This is a genomic window from Janibacter limosus NBRC 16128 (assembly GCF_001570985.1).
Taxonomy (GTDB): Bacteria; Actinomycetota; Actinomycetes; order Actinomycetales; family Dermatophilaceae; genus Janibacter; species Janibacter limosus.
In genome coordinates, this window is record NZ_BCSS01000005.1 from 20903 (window position 1) to 41945 (window position 21043).

Genomic DNA, 21043 nt, shown 5'->3' on the forward strand with positions numbered 1-21043 from the left:
CGTGAGCGAGACCACCATCGAGAAGGCGGCGCCCCCCGTCGTCGAGTTCCGGACCTCCCCTGACTCCTACCGCCACTTCGCCGTCGAGTACGACGGCGACGTCGCCACGGTGAAGCTGGCGGTCGACGAGCAGGGCGGCCTCGTCCCCGGCTACGAGCTGAAGATGAACAGCTACGACCTGGGTGTCGACATCGAGCTCTACGACGTCGTGCAGCGGATGCGCTTCGAGCACCCCGAGGTCAAGGCGGTCGTCATGACCTCCGGCATCGAGCGGATGTTCTGCGCCGGCGCCAACATCAGGATGCTCGCGGCCTCGCCGCACAGCTGGAAGGTGAACTTCTGCAAGTTCACCAACGAGACGCGCAACGGCATCGAGGACGCGACCGCCAACTCCGGCCAGAAGTGGATCGCTGCCCTCAACGGCACCGCGGCCGGTGGCGGCTACGAGCTCGCCCTCGCCTGCGACGACATCGTCCTCGTCGACGACAACAGCTCGACCGTCTCCCTTCCCGAGGTCCCGCTGCTCGGCGTCCTCCCCGGGACCGGCGGCCTGACGCGCGTCGTCGACAAGCGCCACGTCCGCAAGGACCGGGCCGACCTCTTCGCGACCAAGTCCGAGGGCTACCGCGGCGACACCGCCGTCGACTGGGGCTTCATCGACGCCACCTTCCCCCGCGGCTCCTGGGACGAGGAGATCAGCAAGCGCGCCAAGGCCGCGGCTGCCGAGTCCACCCGCAGCGGTCAGGCCGGCGAGGGCGTCCAGCTCACCGAGCTGCAGCGCACGATCGACGGCGACTCGATCTCCTACGGCCACGTCTCCGCGCAGATCGACCGCGCTCGCCGCACGGTCGACATCACCGTCTCCGCTCCCACCGAGCAGCCCCCGGCCGATGCCGAGGCAGCCCGGGCCGAGGGCGTCGACTACTACCCGCTGGCCCTCGCCCGCGAGCTCGACGACCTGATCCTGCACCTGCGGGCCAACGAGCTGGAGATCGGCACCTGGGTGCTGCGCGCCACGGGCGACCAGGACCTGGTGCTCGCCCACGACGCCAAGCTCACCGAGTGGGCCGACCACTGGTTCATCAACGAGGTCAACCACTACCTCAAGCGCACGCTCAAGCGCGTCGATGTCACCTCGCGCAGCCTGCTGGCCATCATCGAGCCCGGCTCGGCCTTCGTCGGCACCCTCCTCGAGCTGGCCCTGGCCGCCGACCGTCAGTACATGCTGGAGGGCGTCTACGAGGACGTCGACGCCGACGCGGCGCCGGCCACGATCCGGCTCACCGAGGTCAACGACGGCAGGTACCCGATGGGCAACGGTCTGACCCGTCTGCAGTCGCGCTTCTTCGGTCGCGACGAGGACCTCGAGGCCGCCCGCGCGGTCACGGGTCAGGACCTCGACGCCGCCGCCGCCGACAAGGCCGGCCTCGTCACCCTCGCCCTGGACGACATCGACTTCGAGGACGAGCTGCGCATCGTCATCGAGGAGCGCGCAGCGCTCAGCCCGGATGCCCTCACCGGCATGGAGGCCAACCACCGGTTCGTCGGTCCCGAGACGATGGAGACCAAGATCTTCGGCCGGCTCACCGCGTGGCAGAACTGGATCTTCATCCGCCCCAATGCTTCCGGTCCCGACGGTGCGCTGCGCCGCTACGGCTCCGGACAAAAGGGCGAGTACAACCTGGAGAGGGTCTGAGTCGCATGACAGAAGCCGGCTTCAACGCTGCAGCCTGGCTCGTCGACCGAGTCGCCGCCGAGCGCGGTGACCACCCGGCCGTCGAGACGCCGTCCCGGACGGTGACCTATGACGAGCTGGTCGAGCTGACCGGACGCGCCGCAGCGGGCTTCCGCTCGCTCGGCATGCGCCGTGACGACCGTGTCGTGTTCGTCGCCAACGACGACATCGCGCTCTTCGCCGGTGTCCTCGGTGCGATGCGTGGCGGTTTCGTCGCGGTGCCCATCTCGACCATGTACGGGCCGCAGGAGCTCGCCGAGATCATCAACGACTGCGGTGCGGTCGCCCTCGTCGCGAGCTCGACCTTCGCGGACGCCGCTGCGAGTGCGGCGGCACTGTGCCCGGACCTGCGCCAGGTCATCTGGGACGGCGATCCGGGCGAGGGCGCCGCGGTCGTCACCGGGCCGGAGCAGCTCTCATGGGAGGACCTCGTCGCCCGCGGAGCCCAGGTCGACGCGGCCGAGCACGAGCCCGTTCCCGCTGGTTCCGACGCATGGGCCCTGTGGCTCTACACGTCGGGCACCACCGGCAAGCCCAAGGGGGCGATGCACCGGCACGAGAACATCCGTCTCGTCTGCGACACCTACGGCGCCCAGGTCCTCGGCATCACTGCGCAGGATCGCTGCCTGTCCGTGGCGAAGCTCTTCTTCGCCTACGGGATCGGCAACTCGATGTTCTTCCCCCTCTCCGTGGGTGCCACGGCCGTGCTCAACCCGGAGCGGCCGACCCCCACGGGCATGGCCGAGCGGATCGCCACGGGCCGGCCCACCCTCTTCTTCGGGGTGCCGACCTTCTACGCGGGGTTGCTGTCCAGCGACATCCCGGACGACACCTTCGCCGGTGTGCGTCTGGGGGCGTCGGCCGGCGAACCCCTGCCCCGAGGGGTGCAGGAGCGGATGAAGAACCGCTTCGGTCTGGAGATCCTCGACGGGATCGGCTCGACCGAGTGCCTGCACATCTTCTTGTCCAACCGTCCCGGTGAGATCAAGATGGGCACGACCGGCAAGGCCGTCCCCGGCTACGACCTCGAGATCCGTGATCTCGACGGCACGCTCGTCGCCGACGGTGATCCGGGCACCCTCTTCGTCCGTGGCGCGTCCTCGGCGCTGGGGTACTGGCGCCGAGCCGAGGCGACGCGCACCGTCTTCCAGGGCGAGTGGCTCAACACCGGTGACACCTATGTGCGCGACACCGAGGGCTTCTACACCTGCATGGGTCGGGCGACCGACCTGCTCAAGGCCGGTGGCATCTGGGTCAGCCCGACCGAGGTCGAGGACCGCCTCCTCGCACACGACGCGATCACCGAGTGCGCCGTCGTCGGTCAGGAGGACGCCGACGGGCTGGTCAAGCCGGTCGCCGTCGTCGTCACCCGGTCCGCGGTGACCCCGCAGGAGCTCGACGCGTGGTGCCGCGAAGGGCTGGCCCCCTTCAAGCGTCCGCGTCACGTGTACTTCGTCGACGAGCTGCCCAAGACAGCCACGGGCAAGATGCAGCGCTTCAAGGTGCGCGCGCTCGTCAAGGAACTCGAGGCCAAGGAGGCCGTCTCATGAGCACCACCACGAAGGTCGACCTGCTCATCGTCGGCGCCGGACCGGTGGGCATCTTCGGTGCCTACTACGCCGGGGTCCGCGGTCTGAGCACCGCCGTCGTCGACAGCCTCAGCCAGGTCGGTGGCCAGGTCACCGCGATGTACCCGGAGAAGCAGATCTTCGACATCGCCGGCTTCCCAGCCGTCTCCGGACGCCAGCTCATCGCGAACCTCGTCGAGCAGGCCGCCCCGTACAACCCGCAGTACCTGCTCGGTCAGGAGGCCCAGGACCTGGAGCACGTGCCCGATGGTGAGGGACGTGAGCGCCTCGTCGTGACGACGAGCACGGGCGACAAGATCGACGCCGGTGCGGTCATCGTCACGGGCGGCATCGGCACCTTCACCCCGCGCACCCTGCCGGCTGGTGAGGACTTCCTCGGTCGGGGACTGGAGTACTTCGTGCCCAGCTCGGCGGAGTACGCCGGGCAGGACGTCGTCATCGTCGGAGGCGGCGACTCGGCGGTGGACTGGGCCAACATGCTCCACCCGATCGCCAAGAGCGTCACCCTCGTGCACCGGCGCGACAAATTCCGCGCCCACCACGGGTCGGTCGAGCAGATGGAGGCGGCGCCGGTCGAGGTCGTCCTCAACGCCCAGGTCACCGAGACCGTCGGCAGTGACCTCCTGGAGACGGTGACGATCACGCCGAAGGGGGAGGACCCCCGGTCCCTGCCCTGCACCAAGCTCGTGGCCGCGCTCGGCTTCACCGCCAACCTCGGCCCCCTTCGCGAGTGGGGTGTCGAGCTGCACGACAACCGGCACCTCGTCGTCGACCCGGCCATGCGCACCAATGTCCCGGGGGTCTTCTCCGCCGGCGACATCACCGAGTACGACGGCAAGGTCCGCCTCATCGCGGTCGGGTTCGGCGAGGTGGCCACGGCGGTCAACAACGCGGCCGTCCACATCGACCCCGATGCGCAACTGTTTCCGGGACACTCGACTGACCAGCAGCCTGCCGTCCCGCAGCCCGCCTGAGAGAGGATTCGACATGCCGTACGTCATTGCCGGCCACTGCCTGGACGTCATGGACACGTCCTGCACCGAGGAGTGCCCCGTCGACTGCATCTACGAGGGTGACCGCAAGCTCTACATCAACCCCAAGGAATGCATCGACTGCGGCGCCTGCGAGCCCGTGTGCCCCGTCGAGGCGATCAGCCAGGATCGTCGCGTCGCGGACGACATGACGGAGCACATCGAGGACAACCGACGCTTCTTCACCGAGACCCTCGAGGGGCGCGACGAGCCGCTCGGTGCCCCGGGTGGGTCGCACAAGACCGGTCCCATCGGGGTCGACACCCCCATGGTCAAGGACCTCTGAGGCGCCGTGCTCGACGGACACCAGCTCATCGACGCGCACGTCCACGTGCCCGTCCTCTCGACGCTCGCCCCCTCGTGGATCGACTGGGCGCGCCAGTTCGGCCCGGAGGGGTTGCTCGAGCGTGCCTGGGACGGCGAAGGGAGTCCCCGTCCCGATGTCATCGACGAGCTCTTCGCCGACCAGGGCGTGGACGTTGCCGTGATCTTCTGCGAGTACAGCCCCAAGGCGACCGGCATGCAGCTCTTCGAGGACCTGCTGCCGATCGTCGAGCACAACCCGCAGCGCTTCCGGCCGATGGGCAATGTCAACCCGCACCTGCACCACCCGATCGGCGACGAGGTGCGCCGACAGCTCGGGCTGGGGGCGGCGGGGCTGAAGCTGCATCCCGTCCACGGCGGCTTCCGCTGCGATGACCCGATGCTCTACCCGGCCTACCAGGTGCTGGTGGAGGAGGGCGCCCCGCTCGTCGTGCACTGCGGGACGTCGACCTTCGCCGGGTCGTCCAACCAGTACGCCGACCCGACCTACCTGCTCCCGGTCGCCCGGGACTTCCCCGAGCTCGACATCGTCCTCGCCCACGGTGGGCGCGGCTGGTGGTACGAGCAGGCGGCCTTCATGGCGATGAGCAACCCGCACGTGTGGATCGAGCTGTCCGGGCTGCCGCCCAAGCGACTGCCCGAGTACTACGCTGCCGCCGGCCTGCGGCGCCTGGCCAAGAAGATGATCTTCGCGACCGACTGGCCCGGGGTGCCCGGCGCCGACCTCAACGCTCGCGCCGTCGCCGACCTGGTGCCTGCCGGGGACGTCCCGGCGGTCCTGGGCGGCAACGCCCTCCGTGTCTATCGCGACCTGCCGTCGGTGGCCTGACATGGCGATCTACGCACTCGGCGACATCGTCCCGGTCATCCCTGCCTCCGCCTATGTCCACCCGGACGCGGTCGTCATCGGTGGAGTGACGCTGGGGGAGCAGTCATCGGTGTGGCCGACGGCGGTGCTGCGCGCCGACTTCGGCAGGATCCTCGTCGGGGACCGCAGCTCGGTCCAGGACGGCACCATCGTCCACTGCATCGAGGAGCAGCCCACCGCCATCGGCGCCGACTGCGTCGTGGGGCACAACGTCCACCTCGAGGGCTGCACGATCGGGGACGGCTGCCTCATCGGCTCCGGGTCGGTCGTCCTCAACTTCGCCACCATCGGCGCCGGGTCGGTGGTCGGCGCCGGAGCCGTCGTCACCGAGCACGCCACGGTCCCGCCGTCCTCGATGGCTGTCGGCGTGCCCGCCAAGGTGCGCCCCGCTCCCGCCGAGGCCGCGGAGTGGATCCGCTTCGGCGTCGGCGAGTACCTCCACAACTCCACCCGCTATCGCGACCAGCTGCGCCGGCTCGACTGACGCACCGATGAAGGGAAAGATCATGAATGACGCCACCCAGGGTGTCCCCGCATCCGAGCTGAGCGACGAGGAGCTCGAGTCGCAGGGAACGCGTGCCCACGAGACCCGCAACTGGGTCTTCCTGCACGGCAGCGCCGAGCAGTTCGCCCACCACACCGCCCGCATGCTCGAGCTCGAGCGCGAGTACGTGCGCCGCTACCCCAAGCGCACCTGGCAGGGCAGCGGTGGCGCTGCCACTGACATCGCCCAGACCGCTGCCTCGTGGCGCGAGACCGTCCGGGCGGTCATCGCCCAGCTTGAGGTGCTCGTCGACCTGCCCGACCCCCAGACCCACGACGAGATGGCCGCCGGCGACCCGGCCCGCGCCTTCCTGCAGCGGCTGGCGGACAACGGTGGCCGGCTCAACAAGCTCGAGGCCCACCAGGCCGCGCGTGAGGTCGGGCTCGAGCCGGCCCTGCGCGCCGACCTTTACAAGTCGGACCCGCAGCTCGTCGCCACCGAAGGCACCGACCGCGTCCTCACCGACGCCGGCCGCGCCCGGCTCGCGGGCAACCAGTGATCGGGAGCCGTCGGGCCTACATCGTCGACGGGGTCCGCACCCCCATCGGTCGCTACGGCGGCGGGCTCTCGAGCGTGCGTCCCGACGATCTGGCCGCGCACGTCATCCGGGAGCTGCTGGCCCGTCACGAGGGCCTCGACCCGTCACTCGTCGACGACGTCGTGCTGGGCAATGCCAACCAGGCCGGTGAGGACAACCGCAACATCGCGCGGATGGCGGCGCTGCTCGCCGGGATGCCGGTCACGGTCTCCGGCACGACGATCAACCGGCTGTGCGGCTCGGGCCTCGACGCCGTGGGCTACGCAGCCCGCGCAATCGTCGCCGGCGACGCCGACCTCGTGGTCGCCGGGGGAGCGGAGAGCATGAGTCGGGCCCCCTTCGTCATGCCCAAGGCGGACAAGGCCTATTCCCGCTCGATGCAGCTCGAGGACACGACCATGGGCTGGCGCTTCGTCAACCCCGAGATGCAGCGGATGTACGGCACCGACCCGATGCCTCGCACCGCCGAAAACGTGGCGGTCGACCACGGGATCTCTCGTGAGGACCAGGACGCCTTCGCGCTGCGCTCGCAGGACAAGGCTGCCGCGGCCATCGCCTCTGGCCGGCTCGCCCGCGAGATCGTCCCCGTCAGCGTCCTGCGCCGCAAGGCCGAGCCGGTGGTCGTCGACACCGATGAGCACCCTCGCTCGACGTCGATGGAGGCGCTCGCGGGTCTCAAGCCGCTCTTCGAAGGTGGCTCGGTGACCGCCGGCAGCTCCTCGGGCATCAACGACGGTGCCGCCGCGCTGCTCGTCGCCTCGGAGGAGGCCGTCGAGCGCCACGGACTGACGCCGATCGCCCGGGTCGATGCCGTGACGACCATCGGCGTCGAGCCGCGGGTGATGGGCATGGGCCCGGCGCCCGCGGTGCAGCGCCTCGTGCAGCGCACCGGGGTCGACCTTTCCGATGTCGGGGTCATCGAGCTCAACGAGGCCTTCGCCTCCCAGGGGCTGGCCGTCCTGCGCGAGCTCGGCATCGCGGACGACGACCCGCGCGTCAACCCGCACGGTGGCGCGATCGCCCTGGGCCACCCGCTCGGCATGAGCGGTGCCCGCATCGCCCTCTCCGCAGCCATCTCGATGGCCGACGACGACCTGGACCACGCGATCGCCACCATGTGCATCGGCGTGGGCCAGGGCATCGCCGCACTGCTCTCACGACCCTGACCTGCACAGATCGGAGCTCCATGACTGACTCCCCCTTCGTCCGCATCGACCGTCACGACGATGGCGTCGCCGAGGTGGTCCTCGACCGCCCCGAGGCGATGAATGCCGTCTCCACGGCGATGGGGCAGGCCCTCGCCGCAGCAGGGGAGCAGCTGCGCGCCGACACCTCGGTGCGCGCGGTGATCGTGACCTCCAGCCACGCCAAGGCCTTTTGCGTCGGGGCGGACCTCAAGGAGCGCAACGGGTTCAGCGATGACGAGCTGCGGGCGCAGCGACCGGGCAACCGGTTGGCCTACCGGGCGTTGTACGACCTGCCGGTGCCGACCATCGCGGCGGTCGACGGTCATGCCCTCGGCGGCGGGTGCGAGATCGCCCTCGCGTGCGACCTGATCGTCGCCGGTCCCCGGGCCAGCTTCGCACTGCCCGAGGTCTCCGTGGGGGTCATCCCCGGGGGCGGGGGCACCCAGCTGCTCACCCGTCGCATCGGCTGGTCCCGGGCCGCCGACCTGATCTTCACCGCGCGACGGATCACCGGCGAGGAGGGTGCTCGCCTGGGTCTCGTCGACCGCTTCGTCGACGACGCGCGGGGGGAGGCCCTGTCCATGGCCGCGACGATCGCCCAGCACTCACCGATCGGCGTCCGCAATGCCAAGGCAGCAATGCGTGCCGGGCTGGACGTCACGGTCGACGAGGGCCTGGACATCGAGGACGCGCGGTGGCACGACACGGCCTTCAGCGCGGACCGTGCCGAGGGCGTGCGGGCTTTCGCCGAGAAGCGCGCGCCGCGCTGGCCGGGTCTGCGCTGAGCCCTCCGCGCCGGGCTAGTGTGGTTGAGGTGATCGACCTGCACACCCACAGCTCCCGCAGCGACGGCACCGATGCGCCCGCCGCTCTGCTCGTCCAGGCGGCCGAGGCGGGCCTGACGACCCTCGCGATCACCGACCACGACACGACCGCGGGGTGGGACGAGGCCGCTGCGGCCGCGCAGCGCCACGGCGTGGCGCTCGTGCGCGGGGCCGAGCTGTCGACCCGTCACCGCGGACGGACGGTGCACCTGCTGGCCTATCTCTTCAACCCGACGGACGAGGCGTTGACGGGGGAGATGCGCCGGATGCGCGAGGACCGCGTACCCCGGCTGCAGCGGATCGTCGCGCACATGGCCGATGACGGGGTCGCGGTCACGTGGGAGGACGTCCTGGCACAGGTGGCCGACGACGAGACCTCCTTGGGTCGCCCGCACCTCGCGGACGCGCTCGTGGCCAACGGGATCGCCACCGACCGCAACGAGGTCTTCGCGCGCTGGTTGCACAACGGTTCGTCCTACTACGAGCCGCACTACGCCGTCGACACGGCCGAGGCGGTCCGGCTCGTCCGTGCCGCTGGTGGGGTCCCCGTCGTCGCCCACCCCTTCGCGGTCAAGCGTCAGCGCTCCCTCGGGGCCGACGACGTGGCGTTGCTCGCCGAGGCCGGGCTCGTGGGCATCGAGGCCGACCATCGCGACCATGACGAGGACGGCCGGGCCTTCGCCCGGCGACTGGCCGTCGAGCACGACCTCGTCGTCACGGGCAGCAGCGACTTCCACGGTGACGGCAAGGACAACCGCCTCGGCGAGTACACGACGACCCCCGAGGCCCTGGAGCGCATCGTGGCGGCGGCCTCAGGGATCACGCCTGTTGTGTACTGACCAGTAGGCAAACGGCCGGTCGCCCCCCTTCGCTCTGGGGGAGGGTGAGAGGATGAGCCCGCATCGGCTCCGATCGAAAGGCGTCACACGTGGCACGGGCGAAGAAGGCAGCCATCATCGCTGTCGCCAACCAAAAGGGCGGCGTCGCCAAGACGACGTCGGTCGCATCCATCGGTGCCGCGATGGCCGAGCTCGGACGTCGCATCCTGCTCGTCGACCTCGACCCGCAGGCGAGCCTGACCTTCAGCCTCGGGGTCGACCCCGACGCCGTCGAGCTGTCCGTCAACGAGGTCGTCCTGGGTCAGGCCGAGGTCGCCGACGCGATCCTGCAGATCAGCGACGGCGTCGACCTGCTCCCCGCGACGATCGAGCTCGCCGGCTCGGAGGCGCAGCTGCTGACCCGGCCGGGACGCGAGTTCGTCCTGCAGTCGGTCCTGGAGGACGTGCGCACGGACTACGACGTCATCCTCCTGGACTGCAGCCCGAGCCTCGGGGTCCTCACGCTGTCGGCGCTCACCGCCGCGACGGGGCTGATCATCCCGATGCAGGCCGAGATGCTCAGCCACCGCGGTGTCGGTCAGCTGCTCGACACCGTCAAGGACGTCAAGAAGCTGCTCAACAAGAAGCTGAAGACGATCGGCATCCTGCCGACGATGTACGACGGGCGCTCCAACCACGCCCGCGAGGTCCTCGACGACCTGGGCACCCGCTACAAGCTGCCCGTCCTCTCGCCGCCGATCCCACGGACCGTCCGCTTCGCCGAGGCGCCGGCCGCTGGTCGCTCGATCCTCGACACCGCTGGCAGCAGCAAGGGTGCCGCTGCCTACCGCGAGGTCACCGAGGCCATCCTCGCGGTGATCTGACCGGCACAGCCCGCCACACGACGAAGCGCCCCACCGCATGATGGGGCGCTTCGTCGTGGAGGAGGGAGGTCGAGCCTCAGCCGGCGTCCTGCGCCTGACCGGCCTGCCCGCCGTGGGTGCGGCGACGGTTGCGGCGACGACGCGGACGGCCCTCGCCGTCGCCCTGCGCCTGGCTGGGCTGGTCGCTGCTGCGCTGGGTGTCCCGGTTGCCACCGCGGCCACCATCGCGGTTGCCGCCATCACGGCCGCCACGGTCACCGTCACGTCCACCGCGGCCACCGTCGCGTCCGCCACCGGAGCCGCCGCGGCCGCTCGGACGACGACCACTGGACTTGCCGGTTTCACCGACGTCCTCGAGCTGCTCGGCATCCAGGCCCTCACGGGTGCGCTGGGTACGGGGGAGGCGGCCCTTGGTGCCCTCGGGGATGTCGAGGTCGGAGAAGAGGTGCGGGCTGCTGGAGTAGGTCTCCGTGGCGGTGGGGATCCCGAGGTCGAGCTGACGGTTGATGACCGCCCACTTGGTCTCGTCGTCCCAGTCGACGAAGGTCACGGCGATACCCGTGTTGCCCGCGCGGCCGGTGCGACCGATGCGGTGGACATAGGTCTTTTCGTCATCGGGGCACTGGTAGTTGATGACGTGGGTGACATTGGTGACGTCGATCCCGCGGGCGGCGACGTCGGTCGCGACGAGGACGTCGACCTTGCCATTGCGGAAGGCACGCAGTGCCTGCTCGCGAGCACCCTGACCGAGGTCGCCGTGGAGCGACGCGGCAGCGAAGCCGCGGTCGACGAGCTCGTCCGCGACCTTGGCCGCGGTGCGCTTGGTGCGGGAGAAGACGATCGTCAGGCCGCGGTCCTTGGCCTGCAGGATGCGGGCGACCATCTCGACCTTGTCCATCGCGTGGGCGCGGTAGACGAACTGCTCGGTCGCCTTGACGGTGTGGCTGTCGGCCTCGCCGTCCTCGCTCATCGCGCGGATGTGGGTCGGCTGCGTCATGTAGCGGCGGGCCAGGGCGACGATCGCGCCGGGCATCGTCGCGGAGAAGAGCATGGTGTGGCGGGCCGGGGAGGTCATCGCCATGATCTTCTCGACATCGGGCAGGAAGCCCAGGTCGAGCATCTCGTCGGCCTCGTCGAGGACGACGGTCTTGGTCGCCGAGAGGTCGAGGTGCTTCTGCTGGGCCAGGTCGATCAGGCGGCCCGGGGTGCCGACGACGACGTGGACGCCCTTCTTCAGCGCCTCGATCTGCGGCTCGTAGGCGCGGCCGCCGTAGACGGTCAGGACCTTGATGCCCAGACGCTTGCCGGCACGCTCGAGGTCGGCGGCCACCTGGCCGGCGAGCTCACGCGTCGGGGCGACCGCGAGGGCCTGCGGGCGCGGGTCATCGGACTCGAGGTCGATGTGCTCGAGGATCGGGATGCCGAAGCCGAGCGTCTTGCCGGTACCGGTCTTGGCCTGGCCGATGATGTCGTGGCGGCCCAGGGCGACCGGCAGGGTCATGGCCTGGATGGGGAAGGGGTTGACGATCCCCGCGTCGGCCAGCGCGGCGACGATCTCGGGGTTGACGTTGAAGTCGGCGAAGGTCTGCTGGGCCGCCTCGGGGGCGGTGCCCTCGACATCGGGCGTGGCCTGGACGGCTTCGCGGTCGACGTCGGGCAGTGATTCGGGCGTGGTGGGGTCGGACATGCGTCTCACGATCAGCGTGGACGGCGCGAAGCGCGCGCCGTGGATGGCACGGGCCGATCGGAGGTCAGTCATGCGGTCTGCCGAGAGAGGGGCGACCGCGCCGGACGTCTCGTCCGGGCGTAAAGGATGCCGACCGGGCACCGCTGGTCTCCTCCATGCTACCCGCCGCCCCCGGTCTGGGCCGAAACGACGGCTGTGCGCACTAGGCTGCGTGGCATGACTGAGCAGGCACCCCCTTCGTCCTCCGACGGTCTCGGCGCGCGTGAGAGGGAGGGGACGATCGAGCTGCTCGGCGCGGTCGCGTACGGCACGATCTCGGGGTTCACCCGGATGGCCACCGACTCCGAGATGGCCCGCGACCTGCGACTGAAGCGCGCGCTGGCCGGTATGGCGGTCAAGGAGTTCCACAACCACGAGATCCTGAGTGACCGCATCACCCAGCTCGGTGGGGACCCGGTGACGGCGATGGCGCCCTTCGAAGACGCTTTTGAGGCCTACCACGCGCGCACGCGGCCGCGGGATCTGCTCGAGGGCATGGTCAAGGCGTACATCGGCGACGGCATCGCCAACGACTTCTTCGTCGAGATCGCCAAGTACATCGACCCGCAGTCACGGGAGGTCATCGAGCGGGCCAAGGAGAGCGACCACCGTGATGTCGACACGATCGTCTCGGCCGTGCGTGAGGGCATCCGTGAGGACTCGCGACGTGGCGGTCCGCTCGCGCTGTGGGGGCGCCGTCTGATGGGCGAGGCCCTGACGCAGGGACAGGTGGTGGCCGCGCAGCGCGAGGCCCTCAGCGACCTGGTGCTCGGGCTGAGCCACGACCGCCCCGGCGCGACCCTCGAGGAGGTCGGCCATCTCATGCAGCGTTTGACCGACCGGCACCAGCTGCGGATGGGCCGGCTCGGCCTCTCCGCCTGACCTGCCCGGACATGACGAAGGGGGCCCGCCGAGTCGGCGGGCCCCCAACGTGTCGTACGTGGTGCGTCAGACCTGCTTGCGGCCGACGATCATGCCGTAGATGACGATCAGGACCGCAGCGGCGATGACGCCGAGGACGAGAGCGATCCAGTCGATGCCGCTGGTGCTCTCGTTACCGGACAGGGCCGTGTACGCCCAGGAGCCGATGAGGGCACCGAGGATGCCGAGGATCACGGTGACGAGCGTCGAGATGCTCTGCTTGCCCGGCAGCACCAGGCGAGCGAGTGCACCGATGATGGCGCCCATGATGACGGTGACGATGATGGTCCACACAGTTGATCACTCCTTCTTGCGCCCGACAGGGGTGAGCGGGCGCTCTCAGTAGCCCGTGCGGGCTTCGTGACCAACATAGACTCCTGAGGCGCATGAGGCGACATTCAGCAAGCGTGTCTTTGCACGCGTACCCACCTCGTGACCTTGCTCAGGGGGGACGAAAAGGAGGGGCCTCAGGCCCCGAAACCCACGCGACTGGGCGACGGCTCGCCGACCTCGACATAACCGAGGGCCCCGGCGGGAACCATGACGCGGCGTCCCTTGTCATCGGTCAGGGACAGGGACGCGCCGTCGAGAGCAGCCTGCACGGCTGCGTCGATCTCGGCTGCGGATCCGGTGGCCTCGATGACGACCTCGCGGGCGACGTTCTGGATGCCGATCTTGATCTCCACGGTCACTCCTTGATGGTGGTGGGTGAACTCGTGCTCATCGTGTCACTCGCCGGCGACAGCGTCCGTGTCGGGGTCGCCCGCGGTGCCCATCCGGTTGACGGGGAAGGAGCCGATGCCCCGCCACGCGAGGTGGCCGGCCGCCTGTGCGGCGACCTCCTTGGGGAAGTGGGCGCCGTGCGCGAGCCACGTGCGGGCCATGACCTGGGCGGCGCCGGACATGGCCAGGCCGAGCATCTCGGCCAGCTCCTTGGGCAGCGGGGTGTCCTGGATGATGCGCAGGGCGATGGCCTCGCCGAGCTGGGCCTCGAGCGCGTCGATGCGGTGACGCACCTGCGGGTCGTTGGTCAGGTCGGACTCGTAGATCAGGCGGAAGGCGCCCCCCTCGTCAGCGACGAAGTTGAAGAAGGCGCCGACGGTGGCGTAGACCCGCTCCTCGTGGTCCTCGCTGGAGCCGAGCGCCTCGAGGACGAGGGTCTCCAGGTGGTCGCACTGGCCGTCGAGCAGCGCGAGGTAGAGCTCGAGCTTGCCGGGGAAGTGCTGGTAGAGCACCGGCTTGGAGACTCCGGCCTCGTCGGCGATGTCCTCCATGGCCGCCGCGTGGTAGCCCTTGGAGACGAAGACGCTGAGGGCCGCCTCCAGCAGCTGGGCGCGCCGCTGGGCGCGCGGCATCCGCTGCACTCGGGTGCCGGGCGTGTGGGAGCTCATGGGTCCTCCGGGGATCGGTGCGCCGTGTGGCGGATCACACGGATCCTACCTGTGGGTAGTGATGGCCGACGCCACCGGGTGATCGTCGGGGGGCCATGGGGCGCGGCACGGGGAGGGCTGTCGGTCGTGGGTGGTGGGATGGGTCCGTGACCGAGCATCTCCCCACCGTGCACCTCCGGGCCCCGCAGTTCAGCGGGCCCGGCCTCGTGGTGTCCCTCGACGCGGACCAGGCCCAGGCGGTGGCCGCCCGCGGTGACCTCGTGCGGATCTTGGGCGGACCCGGCACGGGCAAGACGACCGTCGCGGTCGCAGCGGTCCTGGACCGGGTCTCGCGCGGCGAGTGCTCAGCGGGGGAGGTCCTGCTGGTCGCGGCGACCCGGCTGTCGGCGGCCACGGCCCGTGACGCGGTGACGGCGGGGCTGACGGGAGCGACGACCGAGCCGATGGCGCGCACCATGCCCTCGCTCGGCTTCGCGGTCCTGCGACAGCATGCGGTGCTGCGCGGTGACCCGGCACCTCGACTGCTGTCTGGGGCCGAGCAGGACCTGGTCCTGGGTGAGCTCCTCCAGGGGCACCGGGAGGACGGCACCGGTCCCCGCTGGCCCGATGACCTCCTTGAGGCGATCACCACCCGCGGCTTCCGCGAGGAGCTGCGTGACCTGCTCATGCGCGCCATCGAGCACGGCGTCAGCCCGAGCGACCTCGACGCGCTGGGCCGTGAGCACGGTCGCCCGGAGTGGGTGGCGGCCGCGGAGGTGGCTCGCGAGTACGACGAGGTCACTGCGATGTCCCGCCCGGGCGCCTATGACCCCGCCTGGGTGCTGACTGCTGCGGCCGAGCTCCTCGAGCACGACCCCGAGGCCCGCGAGCGGGTCCGCTCCGGATTGCGGCTGGTCGTCGTCGATGACGCCCAGGAGCTCACCGCTCCTGCGGCGCGACTGCTGCGCGCTCTGACGGGCGAGGGCGTCGGTCTCGTCCTCGTCGGTGATCCCGACGTCGCGGTCCAGGGGTTCCGCGGGGCCGACCCGCACCACCTCGTCGCCGACTGGTCCGGCCGGGAGGACGTCACGGTCGTCCTCGGCCGTGGGCACCGGCTCCCCGAGCAGGTGCACGCGGCGGCAGCCCGGATCGTCCCCAAGATCGCTGCCCTCGGTGGCGGCGCCCAGCGCGCGGCGACCCCGGCCGGGCCCGGTGGCGTCCTCGAGTCGCACGTCCTGCACTCGAGCGCCCAGGAGGCAGCCTTCATCGCCCATGAGCTGCGTGCCGCCCACCTGCTGCACGGCATCCCGTGGCAGCGGATGGCCGTCGTCGTCCGCGGTGCGGCACGGCAGGCGACGCTGCGCCGCGTGCTCGCCGCACGCGGGGTGCCCGTGCTCGGCGACGCCCACCGCGTGCCGGTGCGCGACGAGCCCGCGGCCCGCCCCTTGCTCGATGTGCTCTCGCTCGTCGTCGACCTCGCTCGTGGCCGACTCGACGCGGTGCCCGCGACCGATGTCATCGACCTGCTGACCAGCCCTCTCGTTGCCGCCGACACCGTCGCGGTGCGTCGACTGCGGCGGGCCCTGCGCCGCGACGAGCTGGCCAGCGAGGGTGAGCGCACGAGCGATGAGCTGCTCGGTGCCCTCGTGCTCGACCCGGACCACCTCGTCCACCTCGGTGACGACGCCCTGCCACTGCACCGGCTCGCCGTCATCGTCGCGGCCGGACGAGCGGCTGCGCGCACCGCAGAGGACGGCCCCGGGTGGGCCCCGGGTGTCTCCGCCGAGTCCGTCCTGTGGCAGATGTGGGAGGCCGCGGACGTCGCCGCCACGTGGCGGGCCGCAGCACTCGCCGGAGGGCGGCCCGGGGCGCGCGCCGACCGTGCCCTCGACGCGGTCGTGGCGCTCTTCGACGCTGCGGCAGCCCATCAGGACGCGCTGCCGGCCTCCGGTCCCGATGCCTTCCTCGATGCGGTGGCCGGCCAGGCCGTCGCAGCGGACTCGCTCGCCGCGCGCAGTCCCGATGCCGACGCGGTCTCCCTCGTCACCCCGCAGACGGCCGCGGGCAACGAGTGGCACACCGTCGTCGTCGCGGGTGTGCAGGAGGGTGTCTGGCCCGACCTGCGTCTGCGCGGCTCCCTCCTGGGCTCCGAGCGGCTCGTCGACGTCGTCACCGGGCGGGACCGCACGGGTGCCGGGGCGGCCGCAGCGGTCCGTCACGACGAGACCCGCCTCTTCCACGTGGCCCTGACCAGGGCCACCCACCGCGTCCTCGTCACGGCGGTGGCCGCCGAGGACGAGCAGCCGTCCGTCTACCTCGACCTCGTCGACCCCCTCCCTGATGACGTGATGCGGCGAGAGCCCAGCAATGTCCCGGCTCCGCTCGACCTCACCGGGCTGGTCGCGCAGCTGCGTCAGCAGCTCGCCTCGAGCGACCCGGCAGCGGCTGCACGAGCCGTCGCACGCTTGGCTCTGCTCTCCGCTGCGGGAGTGGCGGGGGCCTCCCCTTCGTCATGGTGGGCCTTGCGTGACCTCAGCAGCACCCGGCCGGTCCGGCCGGAGGACGCGTCCGTCGCTGTCAGTCCGTCCAAGGTGCAGATGTTCACCGACTGCGGCCTGCGGTGGCTCCTGCAGTCCTCCGGTGGCGACGGGCCCAGCAGCACGTCGATGGAGGTCGGGACGCTCGTGCACGAGATCGCCCACGACCTCGGCGACGCGGGGGAGGACGCCTTCCGCTCGGAGCTGGAGCGCCGCTGGTCGGAGCTCGGCATGGCTCCGGGCTGGGTGACCGACCAGAAGCGCGAGCGGGCCCTGACGATGGTGCACTGGCTGGCGGAGTATCACCAGCGCGCGGCGTCCGAGGGGTGGCGGCCGGTGGCCATGGAGCAGACCTTCCGCGTCGAGATCGGGCGAGCCGTGCTGCGAGGTGATGTCGACCGGCTCGAGGCCGACGGCGACGGGCGGCTGCGCGTCATCGACTACAAGACCGGGTCGAGCGCCCCCACCGGCAAGGAGCTGCTCGAGCACCCTCAGCTCGGCGCCTACCAGGTGGCGATCGCCGAGGGCGGCTTCGACGAGCACGGACGCGAGGTCGCGGGGGCGGCGCTCGTCCAGCTGGGCAAGGTGCGCACCTCCGGCAATGCCGTGCAGAGCCAGCCCTCGATCTCTGACGACGACGAGCCGCGTCGCTTCCACGACCTGATCACCGACACGGCGGAGGGGATGGCCGCGGCCACCTTTGCCGCCCAGCCCGAGGAGGGACGGTGCCGGATCTGCCCGGTCCGCTCCTCCTGCCCCGCCCACGACGAAGGGGGACGCCTGAGATGACCTGGCCGCCCATCATCGGTGCCGTCGACCTCGCCCGGGCGCTGGGTCAGGAGCACCCGCCCACCGACGAGCAGCGCGAGATCATCGAGGCCCCGCTCGAGCCGCTCCTGGTGGTCGCGGGTGCGGGCTCGGGCAAGACCGAGACGATGACCGCCCGCGTCGTGTGGCTCGTCGCCAACGGCCTGGTCACGCCCGAGCAGGTCCTCGGGCTGACCTTCACCCGCAAGGCTGCGGGCGAGCTCGCCGAGCGGGTGGCCCGACGGCTCGCGACGCTCGAGCAGGCCGGCATCTGGACCCCGCCCCAAGAGGTCGACGCCGACGGGCTCGGGGGGACCCCGACGATCTCCACCTATCACTCCTACGCCGGTCGACTGGTGCGCGAGGGCGCCCTGCGGCTCGGGTACGAAAAGGACTCGCGCCTGCTCTCCGAGGCCGCGACCTGGCAGCTCGCCCACGAGGTCGTGCTCGCCTGGGACGGGCCGATGGAGGACATCGACAAGGTCGAGTCCACCGTGACCAATGCGATCGTCTCGCTCGCCGGCGAGCTCGCCGAGCACCTGTGCACGCCGCAGGACATCGAGGACTTCGCCCGGGGGGTGCTGGCTCACCTCGAGGGGGTCGCGGCCTCGGACAAGGCCTTCACCAAGGACTTCCGGGGCAAGGTCATCACGCCGATGACCGAGCAGCGACTGATCCTGCCGATCGTCGAGCGCTACCGACAGGTCAAGCGCGAGCGCTCGGTGATGGACTTCGCCGACCAGATGGCCCTCGCCGCGGCCCTCGCGACGCGATTCCCCGACCTGGGGCAGGCCGAGCGGGACCGGTTCCGCGTCGTCATGCTCGACGAGTTCCAGGACACGTCGGAGGCCCAGCTGGTGCTCATGCGTGAGCTCTTCGCTCCCGACGGGAGCACACCCGCCGCCGTGACCGCGGTGGGCGACCCGCACCAGTCGATCTACGCCTGGCGAGGAGCGAGCGCGACGACCCTCGCGACCTTCCCCCGGTCCTTCGCGACGCAGGGGCAGCCAGCGCCGGTCAAGCACCTGTCGACCAGCTGGCGCAATGACGAGACCATCCTCGAGGTGGCCAATGCCGTGGCGGGGCCGCTCGGGGCGGTGAGCGGGGTGCCGGTGACCCCCCTTCGTCCTCGGCCCGGTGCCCAGCGGGGTCAGGTGCAGGCACTGCGTGCCGAGACTGCCCAGGACGAGGCGGCCAGGGTCGCGGAGTGGATCGAGACGCGCCGGGGGGCGGGCGCTGGTGGCACGGCCCGCCGGAGCGCTGCGGTGCTGTGCCGCAAGCGCAGCCAGTTCACCCTCATCGCCGAGGCGCTCGCGGCCCGCAACATCCCGCACGAGGTCGTCGGCCTCGGCGGGCTGCTGCTCACCCCCGAGGTCGCTGACGTCATCTCGCTGCTGACGATCGTGCAGGACCCCATGCGCGGCGACCGGCTCATGCGGCTGCTCACCGGCGCGCCCGGGCTCCTCGGCCCTGCCGATCTCGACGGGCTCGGAGCCTGGGCGCGGCACCTCGGTCGCCAGGTGCGGGAGGAGGTCGCCGACGGCGGCCCACCGCCCGGACCCGATGACGCCGTGACGATCGTCGATGCCCTCGACCAGCTGCCCGAACCCGGATGGCAGGGGAGCGCCGGCCAGGCGATCTCGGACGCGGCCCTCGATCGTCTGCACCACATCGGGGGCATGGTCGCTCGGCTGCGTCGTGGCGCGGGCATGCCACTGCCGGACCTCGTCGGCGAGGCGGAGCGGGAGCTCGGGGTCGACATCGAGGTCCTCTCGCGACCGGGCTGGTCGCCGGGTGCAGCGCGCGCCCACCTCGACGCCTTCGCCGATGTGGCGGCGCAGTTCGCCTCGAGCGCCGATCGGCCGACGCTCGGTGGGTTCATCGACTGGATAGAGGCGGCCGTCGAGCAGGAGCGGGGTCTGGAGGCCCCTGTCGTCGAGCCGACCAAGGACGCCGTCCAGATCCTCACCTGCCACGCGGCCAAGGGGCTGGAGTGGGATGTCGTCGCCGTGCCCGGCCTGTCCGAAGGCGTCTTCCCCGCACACGCCTCGCGCTCCTCCTTCAAGGACACGGGGGAGTGGACGCTCGGCCAGGTCAACGAGTCGGGCTGGATCTCGGGGCTTGACGGAGTGCCCTTCCCGCTGCGCGGTGACCGCGAGGGGCTGCCGCACCTCGACCTCTCCCTCGGTGGGACCAAGGCACTGCAGGACGAGCTCAAGCGCTATCGCGCGGCCAACGGTGAGCACGGTCTCCTCGAGGAGCGCCGCCTGGCCTATGTGGCCAGCACCCGGGCCCGCAGCCAGTTGCTGCTCGGCTCGTGGGTGTGGGGCGCGACGGGGCAACAGCCCCGGCTGCCGTCGCGCTTCCTCGACGAGGCGTGCGCGACCGGGGTCGTCGAGCGCCTCGAGTGGGCGCCGATGCCGGAGTCGAAGGAGGTGCGCAACCCTGCGCTCGAGGTCTCCCGCCAGGTGATCTGGCCGGCTGGTGAGCCCGCGCCGGAGCGGGCCGGCCTCGAGTCCGCGGCCGCAGCGATGGCTGGCACGGACGCCGACGCAGGAGTCGACGACCTCGGCGCCGATCCGCTCGATGACCAGCTGCGCATCCTGCTCGAGGAGCGCGAGCGCCGTCGTCGTGCCCGTGGTCAGGCCGTCTCGGTCGAGCTGCCCTCGCACCTGTCGACCTCCCAGCTGGTCTCGCTCGCGCGCGACGCGGATGCCTTTGCGCTCGATCTGCGCCGACCCATGCCGCAGCCGCCTCAGGTTGCCGGGAGGCGCGGTACTGCCTTCCACTCCTGGGTGGAGGAGCACTACGCCCGGGCGGGCCTCGTCGACGTCTTCGACCTGCCGGGCAGCGCCGACGAGGCGCTCGGCGACGAGGACCTCTCGGCAATGCAGGAGCACTTCCTTGCCAGTGAGTGGGCCGACCGCGTGCCGCTCGAGGTGGAGCTGTCGCTCGAGATCGTCCTGGGTGGGCATGCCATCCGCGGCCGGGTCGACGCGGTCTTCGCCGATGACGACGGGGGAGTCAGCGTCGTGGACTGGAAGACGGGCCGACCGCCTCGTGGCTCGGAGGCGCAGGTGCGCGCGGTCCAGCTCTCTGCCTACCGGATCGCCTACGCCCGCTGGCGTGGGATCGACCCCGACCGGGTGCGCGGAGCCTTCTTCCACGCAGCGACCGGCGAGACGATCCGGCCCGAGCTGCTCAGCGAGGACGAGGTCGTCGCGCTCCTCGGGGACGTGGTGCAGGGGGACGTGGTTCAGGGCGACGTCAGCTCACCCGACTGAGGGCATCCTGGATGGAGGTATACCCGCGGACGATTCCTCGGCGCGTTGGAGTCCAC

18 protein-coding genes are annotated in these 21043 nt (G+C 71.1%); 14 read left to right on the forward strand and 4 right to left on the reverse strand.

The window, feature by feature from the left end:
* Position 1: 1 nt before the first annotated feature.
* The 11 genes from boxC (at position 2) to JLI01S_RS02815 (ending at position 10342) form a co-directional block, all read left to right on the forward strand.
* Positions 2 to 1696 carry a 2,3-epoxybenzoyl-CoA dihydrolase gene (gene boxC / locus JLI01S_RS02765; protein ID WP_218005448.1) on the forward strand — a complete coding sequence of 565 codons (1695 nt, stop codon included), beginning with the start codon at positions 2 to 4 and terminating at the stop codon, positions 1694 to 1696.
* A gap of 5 nt (positions 1697 to 1701) precedes the next feature.
* Complete coding sequence (locus JLI01S_RS02770; RefSeq protein ID WP_068259616.1) at positions 1702 to 3285, forward strand: benzoate-CoA ligase family protein; 1584 nt, start codon at positions 1702 to 1704, stop codon at positions 3283 to 3285.
* Positions 3282 to 4298, forward strand: coding sequence for an NAD(P)/FAD-dependent oxidoreductase (locus tag JLI01S_RS02775; protein ID WP_068259618.1), 1017 nt, complete (start codon positions 3282 to 3284; stop codon positions 4296 to 4298). Before JLI01S_RS02770 ends, JLI01S_RS02775 begins: the two co-directional genes overlap by 4 nt.
* Positions 4299 to 4311: 13 nt before the next feature.
* Positions 4312 to 4641, forward strand: coding sequence for a ferredoxin (gene fdxA / locus JLI01S_RS02780; RefSeq protein WP_055996200.1), 330 nt, complete (start codon positions 4312 to 4314; stop codon positions 4639 to 4641).
* A gap of 6 nt (positions 4642 to 4647) precedes the next feature.
* A complete protein-coding gene (locus JLI01S_RS02785) occupies positions 4648 to 5508 on the forward strand; it encodes an amidohydrolase family protein (protein ID WP_068259620.1) in 861 nt (286 codons plus the stop codon).
* Position 5509: 1 nt separating this feature from the next.
* Entirely contained in the window at positions 5510 to 6031 is a 522-nt protein-coding gene (locus JLI01S_RS02790) for a gamma carbonic anhydrase family protein (protein WP_068259622.1), read from the forward strand.
* A gap of 22 nt (positions 6032 to 6053) precedes the next feature.
* The gene (locus tag JLI01S_RS02795; RefSeq protein ID WP_157074794.1) at positions 6054 to 6590 is read left to right on the forward strand and encodes a DUF6158 family protein; all 537 of its coding nucleotides are present in this window, start codon (positions 6054 to 6056) and stop codon (positions 6588 to 6590) included.
* Positions 6587 to 7795: a 3-oxoadipyl-CoA thiolase gene (gene pcaF / locus JLI01S_RS02800; RefSeq protein WP_281177444.1), complete on the forward strand. Its 1209-nt coding sequence runs from the start codon at positions 6587 to 6589 to the stop codon at positions 7793 to 7795. The genes JLI01S_RS02795 and pcaF overlap by 4 nt, the downstream gene beginning before the upstream one ends.
* Before the next feature lie 20 nt (positions 7796 to 7815).
* The gene (locus JLI01S_RS02805) at positions 7816 to 8601 is read left to right on the forward strand and encodes an enoyl-CoA hydratase/isomerase family protein (protein WP_068259624.1); all 786 of its coding nucleotides are present in this window, start codon (positions 7816 to 7818) and stop codon (positions 8599 to 8601) included.
* A gap of 29 nt (positions 8602 to 8630) precedes the next feature.
* Positions 8631 to 9479 (forward strand): PHP domain-containing protein, encoded by an 849-nt coding sequence (locus JLI01S_RS02810; RefSeq protein WP_084349139.1) that lies wholly within the window; start codon positions 8631 to 8633, stop codon positions 9477 to 9479.
* An 89-nt stretch (positions 9480 to 9568) separates the two neighbouring features.
* Entirely contained in the window at positions 9569 to 10342 is a 774-nt protein-coding gene (locus JLI01S_RS02815; protein ID WP_068259631.1) for a ParA family protein, read from the forward strand.
* 76 nt (positions 10343 to 10418) lie between these two features.
* On the opposite strand, the gene JLI01S_RS02820 is transcribed toward JLI01S_RS02815, so the two are convergent.
* The gene (locus JLI01S_RS02820; protein WP_068259810.1) at positions 10419 to 12029 is read right to left on the reverse strand and encodes a DEAD/DEAH box helicase; all 1611 of its coding nucleotides are present in this window, start codon (positions 12027 to 12029) and stop codon (positions 10419 to 10421) included.
* Positions 12030 to 12245: 216 nt separating this feature from the next.
* Between JLI01S_RS02820 and JLI01S_RS02825 the strand changes: the two genes are divergently transcribed.
* Complete coding sequence (locus tag JLI01S_RS02825) at positions 12246 to 12950, forward strand: ferritin-like fold-containing protein (RefSeq protein WP_068259633.1); 705 nt, start codon at positions 12246 to 12248, stop codon at positions 12948 to 12950.
* 66 nt (positions 12951 to 13016) lie between these two features.
* Here JLI01S_RS02825 and JLI01S_RS02830 read toward each other — a convergent pair whose 3' ends face one another.
* The 3 genes from JLI01S_RS02830 to JLI01S_RS02840 form a co-directional block, all read right to left on the reverse strand.
* Positions 13017 to 13283 (reverse strand): GlsB/YeaQ/YmgE family stress response membrane protein, encoded by a 267-nt coding sequence (locus JLI01S_RS02830; protein WP_157074795.1) that lies wholly within the window; start codon positions 13281 to 13283, stop codon positions 13017 to 13019.
* A 173-nt stretch (positions 13284 to 13456) separates the two neighbouring features.
* On the reverse strand, positions 13457 to 13675 hold the full coding sequence (locus JLI01S_RS02835; protein ID WP_068259636.1) for a DUF3107 domain-containing protein: 219 nt from the start codon (positions 13673 to 13675) through the stop codon (positions 13457 to 13459).
* Between the two features lie 42 nt (positions 13676 to 13717).
* Complete coding sequence (locus JLI01S_RS02840) at positions 13718 to 14380, reverse strand: TetR/AcrR family transcriptional regulator (protein WP_068259640.1); 663 nt, start codon at positions 14378 to 14380, stop codon at positions 13718 to 13720.
* 146 nt (positions 14381 to 14526) lie between these two features.
* Between JLI01S_RS02840 and JLI01S_RS02845 the strand changes: the two genes are divergently transcribed.
* Positions 14527 to 17685: an ATP-dependent helicase gene (locus JLI01S_RS02845; RefSeq protein WP_245634504.1), complete on the forward strand. Its 3159-nt coding sequence runs from the start codon at positions 14527 to 14529 to the stop codon at positions 17683 to 17685.
* The gene (locus tag JLI01S_RS02850) at positions 17682 to 20987 is read left to right on the forward strand and encodes an ATP-dependent helicase (protein ID WP_068259642.1); all 3306 of its coding nucleotides are present in this window, start codon (positions 17682 to 17684) and stop codon (positions 20985 to 20987) included. The genes JLI01S_RS02845 and JLI01S_RS02850 overlap by 4 nt, the downstream gene beginning before the upstream one ends.
* Positions 20988 to 21043 lie beyond the last annotated feature (56 nt).

Excerpts from the sequence above, each read along its gene's own strand:
- JLI01S_RS02770 (WP_068259616.1), top strand. The coding sequence starts at position 1,702 with ATGACAGAAGCCGGCTTCAACGCTGCAGCCTGGCTCGTCGACCGAGTC.
- JLI01S_RS02775 (WP_068259618.1), top strand. The coding sequence starts at position 3,282 with ATGAGCACCACCACGAAGGTCGACCTGCTCATCGTCGGCGCCGGACCG.
- fdxA (WP_055996200.1), top strand. The coding sequence starts at position 4,312 with ATGCCGTACGTCATTGCCGGCCACTGCCTGGACGTCATGGACACGTCC.
- JLI01S_RS02790 (WP_068259622.1), top strand. The coding sequence starts at position 5,510 with ATGGCGATCTACGCACTCGGCGACATCGTCCCGGTCATCCCTGCCTCC.
- JLI01S_RS02795 (WP_157074794.1), top strand. The coding sequence starts at position 6,054 with ATGAATGACGCCACCCAGGGTGTCCCCGCATCCGAGCTGAGCGACGAG.
- JLI01S_RS02805 (WP_068259624.1), top strand. The coding sequence starts at position 7,816 with ATGACTGACTCCCCCTTCGTCCGCATCGACCGTCACGACGATGGCGTC.
- JLI01S_RS02820 (WP_068259810.1), bottom strand. The coding sequence starts at position 12,029 with ATGTCCGACCCCACCACGCCCGAATCACTGCCCGACGTCGACCGCGAA.
- JLI01S_RS02825 (WP_068259633.1), top strand. The coding sequence starts at position 12,246 with ATGACTGAGCAGGCACCCCCTTCGTCCTCCGACGGTCTCGGCGCGCGT.
- JLI01S_RS02840 (WP_068259640.1), bottom strand. The coding sequence starts at position 14,380 with ATGAGCTCCCACACGCCCGGCACCCGAGTGCAGCGGATGCCGCGCGCC.
- JLI01S_RS02850 (WP_068259642.1), top strand. The coding sequence starts at position 17,682 with ATGACCTGGCCGCCCATCATCGGTGCCGTCGACCTCGCCCGGGCGCTG.